The organism is Photobacterium sp. OFAV2-7, from assembly GCF_022347985.1.
Taxonomy (GTDB): Bacteria; Pseudomonadota; Gammaproteobacteria; order Enterobacterales; family Vibrionaceae; genus Photobacterium.
This window is the reverse complement of sequence record NZ_JAKRFQ010000071.1, coordinates 1-10,964: the sequence shown is the minus strand read 5'-3', so window position 1 is coordinate 10,964 and position 10,964 is coordinate 1. Positions and strand designations below refer to the sequence as shown.

The window sequence follows — 10,964 nt, the reverse complement described above, 5'->3', positions numbered from 1 at the left end:
ATCTACGTGCCCAGGCCAACCAGTACAATCAGCTGATGGCATCGCTCAAGAGCTCGCATCAGGCGAAGCTGGAAACGGTTCAGGAGTTTGAACGCGAACTGCAGGAGCTGGGTGTCCGAGCTGATCTCGAAGCCGAAGAACGTGCCCGCCTGCGACGTGACGAGCTGAACGAGCGTCTGCATAGCTCCCGTACCCGTCGCAGCCAGCTGGAAAAAGCCATCACCTCGGTGGAGCTGGAAATGAAAGCGCTGGTTAAGCGTCTGCGCAAGGTTGGTAAGGAATATCAGGAAATCCGTAAGCTGGTCGTAACCGCCAAGGCCGGTTGGTGTGCGGTGTTGCGTCTGGCGCGCGAAAGCGATGTCGAACGTCGCCTGCACCGTCGCGAGATGGCTTACATGTCTGCCGACGATCTGCGCTCGCTATCGGATAAGTCGCTGGGTGCATTGCGTCTGGCAGTGGCCGATAACGAGGAATTGCGTGATGCGCTGCGTGCCTCGGAAGATGTCTCGCGTCCTGAGCGTAAGGTTCTGTTCTATATTGCCGTCTACCAGCATCTTCGCGAGCGTATCCGTCACGATATTATTCGTACTGATGATCCGGTCGAGGCGATCGAAGAGATGGAAGTCGAGCTGGCTCGTCTGAGCGAAGAACTGACAGCCCGCGAACAGCGTCTGGCGATCAGTTCTGACTCGGTGGCGAATATTATTCGCAAGACTATCCAACGTGAGCAGAATCGCATCCGCATGCTGAACCAGGGCCTGCAGAATATCGGCTTTGGTCAGGTGAAAGGCGTGCGTCTGAATGTCAAAGTGCGTGATACCCATGAGGCGCTGCTGAGCGGACTATCCGAGCAGCAGGAGCAGCACCAGGATCTGTTTGGCAACCATCGCCTGACGTTCTCTGAAGCGATTGCCAAATTGTTCCAGCGTCTGAACCCGCATATTGAAATGGGTCAGCGTTCGCCGCAGATCATGGGCGAGGAGCTGCTGGATTACCGTAATTACCTTGAACTCAGCATTGAAGTTAACCGTGGTACAGACGGCTGGCTGCAGGCTGAATCGGGTGCGCTATCGACCGGTGAGGCCATCGGTACGGGCCAGGCCATTCTGCTAATGGTTGTCCAGAGCTGGGAAGAAGAGTCTCGTCGTCTGCGCGGAAAAGAGATCATTCCGTGTCGTCTGTTGTTCCTCGATGAGGCTGCCCGACTGGATGCAAAGTCTATCGCTACATTGTTCGAGCTGTGTGAGCGCTTGGACATGCAGCTGTTGATTGCGGCTCCGGAGAATATCAGCCCTGAAAAAGGCACCACCTACAAACTGGTTCGTAAGATCTTCAAAGATCGTGAGCACGTTCATGTGGTTGGCTTACGCGGTTTTGGCCAGGAGCCGAAATCCCAGGGCAATATTCAGGAAATGCTCGAGCTTGACCTAGCGTAACCGACGCAGCCAAGCCAAATAACTTATGAGAAGACCGGAGGTATCCGGTCTTTTTTTATGGCACATTTTTATTGATTTCCTTGTCTGCTCAGGTTCATTTTTGACCTTATGTCTTGTTACTAAGAACCTCATCTCATTACTTAATTACGTTACCGATAAATTATTTGCGGTGCTATTAGCCTCTAAAATTTTAACTGTTGGAATCGGCCATTCAGAATAACAAGCCAAACTGAGCGGCGGCCCGCGAATGCGTTTGGTCACGGCCAATTTATACATTGTCGTAGGGGTGTAGAGATGAGAAATATAATATTAACGATGCTCGCCACGTTTGTGGTGGCTGGGTGCGGAGGCTCGTCTGGGGATTCAGGTTCGGCAAATGCAACCCCGGGTTCGGGAAGCGGAGGAGAAGCTCCGGTTTCAGTAGGGGTGTCAAAACCACCAACAGAAGTGCCTGAAGTGCCGGATGACGGCGATCAGCTGCAGGCGTGTGTGGCAATTCAGAGTGTCAAGTTAACCAACCTGGCTGGCGAGATTGTCGAATGGACCACAAGAAGCATGAACGGAGAAGTTAAAAGCTCCGAGCAATGTATTCCTGAGGGTTCGGAGATCCCGGTTTACGATGACGGAACACCGAAGTTTATCGTGATCGATCTGCATGATATCACCGGTGTTGATCTGGTTGACCTGATTTCGGAGCAACTGGTTCCTGTCGGTGAATATGTCAGCATGGCACTGTCACTTGCAAGGGGTGAATACGAATTCCTTGATGATTTACCTGTTAATGTACCTATTGATGAATTTATGGGAGTGCCTTACTCCTACGTCGGTAGTTGGGTCGATAACAAGGTGATTGATGATGATCTGACGTTCGATGGTTTGAATATCAATATCAATGCCCCTGAAAAGTTTGTGATGACGTTTGACTTCAGGAGTATGTTTAAGCTGGTTGAGAACGCCTATAAGTTCAAGCAAGAAGCATTTCAGCTGCTGAATGAAAAACTATCAGGTAGCATCTTTGGTGACATTGACCTTTCGTCTTGTCCTACAACCGATAATGCCTATGTCTATCTTTATGAATCCAATGATGAGCAGGAGAAGTACGGCGATCTCGGGTCGAATGAATACACGCCGACCATGACGGCCAAGGTCACTGAAGAAAACAACTACACAATGCCATACGTTCCCGCGGGAAATTATGATGTGGTGTTAGTGTGTGATGGCCTGCTTGATTTGCCGGATCAGATTGACCTGGATATCGACCTGGACGGTGATTCGCCGAAGTATACCGATCAACAACTTGCCGGTGGTGAAGACAAATACCTACCGTTGTAATTGTGAGCCATCGAACAGTGGCGCAGTGAAGCCGTCAGCGAGCTCTGGCGGCTTTGCCATCATAGTAACAGCAGAATAATCTTTGTAGATTCAGCTTTGGTTAAGCATATATCGGTAGTTTATATGGTGGAAGAACACGATCTATCTCTCATAATCAACAATACGTTACTAACTATTTTTAAATATAACTCTCTGAGCTGACATCGAATAATCGAAATTGTCGGTCATTCCAGTCATAATTGCCTACCTTTTGCAGGTTGTTTTTTAATCATCACTTCTATAGATTTCAATCAACACCACGAAGCTAGATGAAAGAGAACCTAATATGCCTGCAGTAATGACCCTTAAAAAAGTTGTTTTCGGTGCCGTGCTCGGCCTTGCTGTAGTCGGCTACGGAACAGCCCAGGCCTCTGTAACGACATCTCCTGAGAATCACCTGTTATCAACCTTGAATTATGTCGAGCTAGAAGCTGAACAGGGTGATAAGAATATGCAGCTTTTTCTGGGACGAGCTTATCTTGAAGGCTCAAACGGCCTAAAAGCTGATCCGATGAAAGGCATGTACTGGTTGGAAAAAGCGGCAGTCGATATGCCGGAAGTAAAGACTATGATTGGCGACCTGTTTAAAGCGGGTCAAGTGCTGCCAAAAGATAACCTTCGTGCTGTTCAGTGGTATATGGAAGCAGCCAAAGAAGGTGACGTACCAGCGATGGTTGAGCTCGGTGCCTACTATGCATCAGGCGCTACTGGAAAAGTTGACTGCGGTAATGCGATTAAATGGTTTAACGAAGCGTCCAACGGTGGCTCGCTAGAGTCTAAGCGTAACTTGGTATGGCTGTATGCGACGTGTTCAGACGAGCGTATGCGTGATGGCGAACGTGCCCTGAAACTGGCCAAGCAAGTGCTGAAGCGCACAGGAACAGGTGATGCGGGTGACTATGACAATCTTGCCGCTGCCTATGCTGCATGCGGTGAGTTCCGCCAGGCTATCGAGGCCCAGGAAGTGGCTATCGAAAAGCTGGAAGAAACCAACACCCAGCGTTATGCCAAATTTGAAAATCGCCTGAAGCTATATCAGCAGCGCCAGACCATCTACATGGCGTCACTATAATCGGATATTGACAATAACCGACTACTGAAACTCTAAAAGCCTGCTTCTCTGAAGCGGGCTTTTTGCTTTCTGATTAACCGTATTTCAATCTGCCTGCTACTTAATTCCGCAGCCGTTCTTGTTAACGTTCATTCTTTGTTATCTACCGTTTTTTTGCCGTCGTTTGCTGTTCGGGTAAATAGTCAGGGCGGATCATTGTATCGAAGTGCAATTGATATCCTTAACTATACTTTGTGGTGCACTACCTCTTTGGCTGTAGACGAAGGGGATAACCATAAAAACGATGGGATGTTAGCAATGAATAACTCAGAACCTGTTGATACCAAAGACAGAGCAAAATATGAGTGGCAATCCTTCCTGTTTATTGTCATTTTTCTTTTCCCAATCCTGTCCGTTGTCCTTGTCGGTGGCTACGGTTTTATTGTCTGGGCAATGCAGGCATTTTTCATCGGTCCCCCCGGCCACGGTTAATACGCCCTCAGCAGTTAAGTTAACGAAAAGGTGGTCTTATGATTAGCTTGATAAATAAACTGTGGGCGACGTTCTGGCGTCCGGCAGTGCATATTAGTTTAGGTGTGTTGAGCCTGGGTGGCTTCATTGCCGGGATTATATTCTGGGGGGGCTTCAACACGGCGCTTGAGTTTACCAATACCGAGAAGTTTTGTATCGGTTGTCATGAAATGCGCGACAACGTTTACGAGGAACTGCAGGCGACAGTGCATTGGTCAAACCATTCAGGGGTGAGGGCAACCTGTCCCGACTGCCATGTCCCCCATAATTGGACAGATAAAATAGCTCGTAAGATGCAGGCCAGCAAGGAAGTGTTCGGGGCTATTTTCGGCACTATCAATACCCGCGAGAAGTTTCTTGATAAACGGCTCGAGCTGGCCAACCACGAGTGGAAACGTTTTTCGGCCAATGGTTCGCTTGAGTGCAAAAACTGTCATAACTACGATAGCATGAAGTGGGACGAAATGTCCGATCTTGCTAATGTTCAGATGAAACAGGCCGCCGAGCGGGATCAGAGCTGTATGGACTGTCATAAAGGGATCGCCCATGAGCTGCCAGGAAACATGGAGGCCTCTGGCGGTATGATTTCCGAGCTGGTTCAGAAAGCCAACAATACCAGTTACTCGGAAGGTGAGAGTTATTTCAGTGTTCGTTATTTGCCAATGTACGAAGACGAGGCGCTGACCGTTGACGGCGGTCAGCTGAATCCGGCCTCTGAGGTGAAAGTGGTGCAGGTCAAGGATAGTGCGATTCAGGTTGAGATTGCGGGCTGGCGTAAAACCAAGGGGTTTGGCCGGGTGATTAACGAAGATTTTGGCCTCAATATTCCGACAGCGGCACTGAGCAAAGACGTGGCATTGAGTGATTCTCTGGTCGAGAAATTCGAAGAGAAAGAAGATGATCTCACTGGTCTCGGCTGGCAGCGGATCAGTGTCAAGCTGTGGATGCCGAAAGAATCCCTGATGGCGGATGTCGAAGAGATTTGGGCGGTAGCAGGGCCTGCTTACAAAGACAACTGTAGTGTCTGTCATACCCAGCCTGCCGAGAATCACTTCGATGCCAATACCTGGCCGGGTATGTTCAACGGGATGCTGGCATTTGTGAATCTGGATAATGATAGTGAAGCGCTGGTACTGAAGTATTTGCAGAAGCATTCATCAGATTTTTCTGATGGCGGTCATTAAGAGACAAGTGAGGGAGAAACCATGTCATTAAGTCGACGTAAGTTTTTAAAAGGTTTAGCGACAACCTCGGCTGTGTCTGTTATTGGTCCGAGCCTGCTTGCTCAGGTAGCAAGAGCGGCTACAGAAGAGGCATCACCGTATTCGGCTGACGGGGTCTGGAAGGTATCGGGTTCCCATTGGGGAGCATTCAGGGCCCATATATATAACGGCAAGGTTACAGAAATAAAACCGCTCGAAAGAGACAAGTATCCGACGGATATGATCAACGGTATTAAGGGGATTATCTACAACCCGTCGCGGGTGCGTTACCCGATGGTCCGCCTCAACTGGCTGAAGAAGCACAAGTACAGCGGTGATACGCGCGGCAATAATCGCTTTGTCCGGGTAACCTGGGATGAGGCGCTGGATTTGTTCTATCAGGAGCTGGAGCGGATCCAGAAAGACTACGGCCCATGGGCCCTTCATGCCGGGATGACCGGATGGCGGCAAACCGGCCAGTTTCATAGCTGCGGTAACCACATGCAGCGAGCAGTCGGTATGCACGGCCGCTTTATGACCAAGGTTGGTGATTATTCCACCGGAGCCGGACAGACCATATTGCCCTATGTCTTGGGGTCGACCGAGGTTTACGCACAGGGAACCTCATGGCCGGATATATTGGCCAACAGCAAAACGATTATTTTGTGGGCCAATGATCCGGTGAAGAATACCCAGGTAGGCTGGCAGTGCGAGACCCATGACTCCTATGGCTATTACGAGCAACTGAAGGGCAAAATAGAGAAAGCCGAGATCAAAGTGATCTCTATCGATCCGGTACGCTCGAAAACCCAGAATTACCTTGGTTGTGATCAACTCTATGTGAATCCACAAACGGATTTGCCGCTGATGCTGGCCATTGCCCATACCCTGTATAAAGAGGAGCTCTACGATAAAAAGTTCATCGAGACCTATGCCCTGGGTTTTGATAAGTTCATCCCTTATGTACAGGGTGAAACTAAAGACAAAGTCGAAAAGACACCGGAATGGGCCGAGCCGATTTGCGGTGTGAAGGCCGATCAAATCCGGGAGCTGGCACGGCTGATGGCCAAAGATCGGACGCAGCTGATCTTCGGGTGGGCTATTCAGCGTCAGCAGCATGGTGAGCAGCCTTACTGGATGGGGGCTGTCATAGCGGCGATGTTGGGACAAATCGGTTTGCCTGGCGGTGGTGTATCGTACTCTCATCATTACAGCGGAGTCGGAATTCCTCCGACTGGCGCGTCGGGGCCGGGCGGCTTTCCACGAAACCTTGATGAGGGTAAAAAGCCCAAGTGGGATAATGATGACTTTAAGGGCTACAGCAGTACTATCCCCGTGGCGCGCTGGGTCGATGCGATTTTAGAGCCAGGCAAGGAGATCAACTACAACGGCAGCAAAGTTAAGCTGCCCGAGACAAAAATGCTGGTAGTCAGTGGCTGTAACCCCTGGCATCACCACCAGGACAGGAACCGGATGAAAACGGCTTTTCAAAAGCTGCAGACCGTAGTGACCATTGAGTTTGCCTGGACGGCAACTTGCCGCTTTTCTGATATTGTGTTGCCGGCCTGTACCCAGTTTGAACGCAACGATATTGATCTCTATGGTGCTTATTCGGCATCCGGTATTTTGGCTATGCACAAGCTGGTAGATCCGCTATATCAGTCGAAGACGGATTTTGAAATCTTTACCGAGCTTTGTCGTCGGTTTGGCCGCCACAAGGAATTTACCCGCGGCATGGATGAAATGGAGTGGGTAAGACAGCTCTATGATGAATGCCGCGAGGCCAACAAGGCAAACTTCGAAATGCCGGAGTTTGATCAGTTTTGGGCGGATGGCGTAGTCGATTTCGGGGAAGGCAAGAACTTCATTCGTCATGCCGATTTCCGTCAGGACCCTGAAATCAATCCGCTGGGGACACCGTCGGGCTTTATCGAGATCTTCAGCCGTAAAATCGACCGCTTTGGTTATGAGCACTGTCAGGGACACCCGATGTGGTTTGAAAAGGCGGAGCGTTCTCACGGTGGTCCGAAATCAGACAAGTTCCCGCTCTGGCTTCAGTCTTGCCATCCCGATCAGCGTTTGCACTCTCAGATGTGTGAGTCGGAAGAGTACCGGGCAACCTATGCCGTTCAGGGTAGGGAACCCATTTATATCAGCCCTGAAGATGCCAAGCAGCGCGGAATAAGTGACGGCGATCTGGTCCGGGTGTATAACGATCGCGGCCAACTGCTGGCTGGTGCCCGGGTATCGAATGATTATCCACCCGGAGTGGTTCGTATCCATGAAGGTGCTTGGTACGGGCCGTTGAACGAAAAGGTGGGGGCGATTGATACCTATGGTGATCCTAACACTTTGACGATGGATATCGGCTCGTCGGAATTGGCCCAGGCGATCAGTGCCAATACGGTAGTGGTTGAAATGGAGAAATTTAAAGGCGAGGCGCCACCTGTTACTTCGTTTGGTGGTCCGATTTACGAGAGCTGATTACCATGTCGGTAAGAGCTACCGTGTGGTGGCTCTTTACCGATGGCTGCTTGATTGATTCTGGCGAGGGCACCGTTCTGTGATCATTCTATTTATGATGGCGGTAAGCCTTGCTATACAATAAACAAGTATTGAATTTACACCAATTATAAGTAGTAAGTAGTAAGTAGTAAGAAGTAACATGAAGCCTCAACAACAAGATATTTCCGCAATAAGTAAACCCACGGCACCTGTATACGGTGTTGGAGACAGTACCCTGCAAGCGGCTGGTGGCGAAGCGGGTGTGAAAAAGCTGGTCGATGCGTTCTATGAGTATATGGATACTCTGCCAGAAGCCGAAATAATCCGGGCAATGCATGCCGAGGATCTGACTGAATCAAGAGAAAAGCTGACGACATTTCTGGTCGGCTGGATGGGAGGTCCGTCTCGCTATGCTGAAAAATACGGCAGCATGAATATCCCCGGCGCTCACCGCCACCTGGCGATAGGTGTGGCTGAAAAAGAAGCCTGGCTGCTCTGTATGCAAAAAGCCCTGGATGATCAGGGATACGAGGAAGTGTTCAAGCGCTATGTGATGGTTCAGTTATCATTTCCGGCTGAGATGTGCCGGAATCGATAACTCATAGCAGTTGCTCATTGATGCTAAAAAGGTGGAGTATTGCTACTCCACTTTTTTATTGCTTCCGTTACGGATTGTCCCAGTGTTGGCGAAAGAACTCGTCTATCGCTTCAATGGCCTTTTCGACGAATTCATCCCAGTCATAGGGCTGAATTCTTCTCGCTTGGTTAAGCGTATGTCGGGCAAAACTGGCCATATTTTCTGCCTTCAGCTAATGCCGGGTTTTATGTTGTGGCATTAATAATTATAGCTAGTCAGTCGGTGCACTGTATTGGCAAAGAAGCGGGAGTGCTTGCCTAGGCGACTAGCTCGGGAGCGTCTTCCTGGGCCCATTGAATACATTGTTCGGCTAGGATATCGAGTGAGTCCAGACAACACTCAGGACGAGCCTGGGTTTGCTCGGCCAGCGCAACAGGAATTTCGGTACAGCCAAAGATGACGGCTTCCGCACCGCGCTCCAGCATTGCCTCAAATACGGGCAGCATTAGTTGCTTGCCGAGTTCGACGTCGCCGGCTTTGACGGCATAAATGCCATCCATAACAGCCTGCTGCTCAGACTCAGATGTTTCGAGCGCATTGATCTGCTGCTGGGCCAGTTTGGACTGGTACATCCGAGTCATCATGGTTGCGGTTGTGGCAAGTACACCCACTTGACGGTATTGGCGTTCTTTGGCTTCATTCACGACACTGTCGATAATGCTGATAGTGTGGACATTACACAGTTGGGTCAGGCGGGGATACCAGTAATGAGCCGTATTGCAGGGCATAACAATGCATTCGGCGCCAGCCTGTTGCAGCTGCTCCATTCCCTGTTTCAGTACCGGGAAGGGATCTTCACCATTGCTGATCAGGTAAGCGGTGCGATCCGGGATCTGCGGGTTATTACTAACAAGCATTGGAATATGCTGCTGATCATTGTGAGCAGGTGTTCGAGAAATAATCTTTTGCATAAATTCAACCGTTGCCAATGGCCCCATGCCACCAAGAATTCCTAATTTTCTGCTCATGCTCTCATTCCTGCAGTATTTTTAACTGTGTTTACTATAAGACGGCGTTATTTTGATGAGAAATGCCGTTGCTGGGCCTGTCATGCCTGATCGGTATGGGTAATTGTCAAAAATGTGATCACTGGTGGTTGAAATATGTCTGTCTAATAATACGGCTTCGTTATACTGCATTTTTTCACTACGCAAATAGTTATGAATATAGAAAGTAAGTGGCTGGAAGATTTTCTCGCTCTCGCTGATGTCCGGAATTTTTCGCAGGCTGCGCAGATTCGCAATGTGACCCAGCCCGCTTTTAGTCGTCGAATCAAAGCGCTGGAACAGACTGTCGGCGCAGAACTGATTGACAGGAGCAAGACTCCGGTTGCCCTGACCCCAAGTGGCCGTCTGTTCCGGATCACGGCCCGCACCCTGATTAATCAAATGATGGACGGCGTTGGCCAGTTGTCGGATTTATCCAAGCTGGGCGGCAATATCGTCCGCGTTGCCGCAGCGCACTCGCTGGCAACCAATCTGGTGCCTTCTATTCAGCCCAAGCTGCTGGCCGGTAAGCACAGTCCGTTATTGAGTGTTGAGGCCATTGATGTTGATCAGGCGATTGAAGAGCTACAGGAAGGGGGGTGTGACATATTGCTGGCTTTTGACGATGAGCTGTTAAGGTTGCCGCCATACCAGTCTTTGCAGATTGGACAGGCTGAATTGCTACCGGTCTGTGCATGCGACAGCGATGGTCAGCCGCTCTATCAAATCAGTAATAACAAGGAGCTTCCCTGGCTGGCCTATAGCCCAAGTTCTTATATGGGGCGACAGGTTGAAGCCATCCGAGATCAGGTGAACCTGAAGGCCGTGTTCTTGTCATCAATGACAGACCTGCTAAAAGTACTGGTACTGCAGGGGCAGGGCGTGGCCTGGTTACCTGACTATGCCATACAGGAAGAGTTGGCGAGCGGTAAAGTCGCTGTAGTTGGAGAGCCACATTTAAGGTTGCCTATTACCTATTATGCCTATCGATATCAAGCCCGGCTTCATCCTGCGGGCGAACAGGTCTGGCAGACCCTTCGTACCTTGATAAGCCGCTAGCCGGTAAAGGAGAAGATATTCTGACCAATTCCAAATGGGAATAGATTATCGTCCTATGTTTCGCTATTCGTCGTCAGGCCACAGTGATAACTTTTCCGCTCATTCAGTCAGACAGTAAAGAGACGCAACTAAATGGAATTTTCCATCGATATTATTGCCCTGCTATTTTTGGTGGCAGGTTTGGCC

10 protein-coding genes are annotated in these 10,964 nt (G+C 49.8%); 8 read left to right on the top strand and 2 right to left on the bottom strand.

Annotated elements, in window-relative coordinates; translation table 11 throughout:
• From mukB to MHN01_RS06920, 7 genes are all read left to right on the top strand, one after another.
• On the top strand, positions 1-1,436 hold a 1,436-nt coding region (mukB, locus tag MHN01_RS06950; RefSeq protein ID WP_239410653.1), incomplete at its 5' end, for a chromosome partition protein MukB.
• Between the two features lie 294 nt (positions 1,437-1,730).
• Positions 1,731-2,768: a DUF4382 domain-containing protein gene (locus tag MHN01_RS06945; protein WP_239410652.1), complete on the top strand. Its 1,038-nt coding sequence runs from the start codon at positions 1,731-1,733 to the stop codon at positions 2,766-2,768.
• Positions 2,769-3,093: 325 nt separating this feature from the next.
• Positions 3,094-3,879 (top strand): tetratricopeptide repeat protein, encoded by a 786-nt coding sequence (locus tag MHN01_RS06940; protein WP_239410651.1) that lies wholly within the window; start codon positions 3,094-3,096, stop codon positions 3,877-3,879.
• A 297-nt stretch (positions 3,880-4,176) separates the two neighbouring features.
• Positions 4,177-4,350 carry a periplasmic nitrate reductase, NapE protein gene (locus MHN01_RS06935; RefSeq protein WP_239410650.1) on the top strand — a complete coding sequence of 58 codons (174 nt, stop codon included), beginning with the start codon at positions 4,177-4,179 and terminating at the stop codon, positions 4,348-4,350.
• Between the two features lie 38 nt (positions 4,351-4,388).
• Entirely contained in the window at positions 4,389-5,573 is a 1,185-nt protein-coding gene (gene torC, locus MHN01_RS06930; RefSeq protein ID WP_239410649.1) for a pentaheme c-type cytochrome TorC, read from the top strand.
• 21 nt (positions 5,574-5,594) lie between these two features.
• Positions 5,595-8,075, top strand: a complete 2,481-nt coding sequence (gene torA / locus MHN01_RS06925; RefSeq protein ID WP_239410648.1) for a trimethylamine-N-oxide reductase TorA — start codon at positions 5,595-5,597, stop codon at positions 8,073-8,075.
• 181 nt (positions 8,076-8,256) lie between these two features.
• Positions 8,257-8,694 carry a group II truncated hemoglobin gene (locus MHN01_RS06920; protein ID WP_239410647.1) on the top strand — a complete coding sequence of 146 codons (438 nt, stop codon included), beginning with the start codon at positions 8,257-8,259 and terminating at the stop codon, positions 8,692-8,694.
• 67 nt (positions 8,695-8,761) lie between these two features.
• On the opposite strand, the gene MHN01_RS24510 is transcribed toward MHN01_RS06920, so the two are convergent.
• Together MHN01_RS24510 and MHN01_RS06915 are read right to left on the bottom strand one after the other, a co-directional pair.
• Positions 8,762-8,890 carry a hypothetical protein gene (locus tag MHN01_RS24510; RefSeq protein WP_255725085.1) on the bottom strand — a complete coding sequence of 43 codons (129 nt, stop codon included), beginning with the start codon at positions 8,888-8,890 and terminating at the stop codon, positions 8,762-8,764.
• 100 nt (positions 8,891-8,990) lie between these two features.
• Positions 8,991-9,701: an aspartate/glutamate racemase family protein gene (locus MHN01_RS06915; RefSeq protein ID WP_239410646.1), complete on the bottom strand. Its 711-nt coding sequence runs from the start codon at positions 9,699-9,701 to the stop codon at positions 8,991-8,993.
• Between the two features lie 192 nt (positions 9,702-9,893).
• Here MHN01_RS06915 and MHN01_RS06910 point away from each other — a divergent pair, with 192 nt between their 5' ends.
• On the top strand, positions 9,894-10,778 hold the full coding sequence (locus MHN01_RS06910; RefSeq protein WP_239410645.1) for a LysR substrate-binding domain-containing protein: 885 nt from the start codon (positions 9,894-9,896) through the stop codon (positions 10,776-10,778).
• Positions 10,779-10,964: the final 186 nt, after the last annotated feature.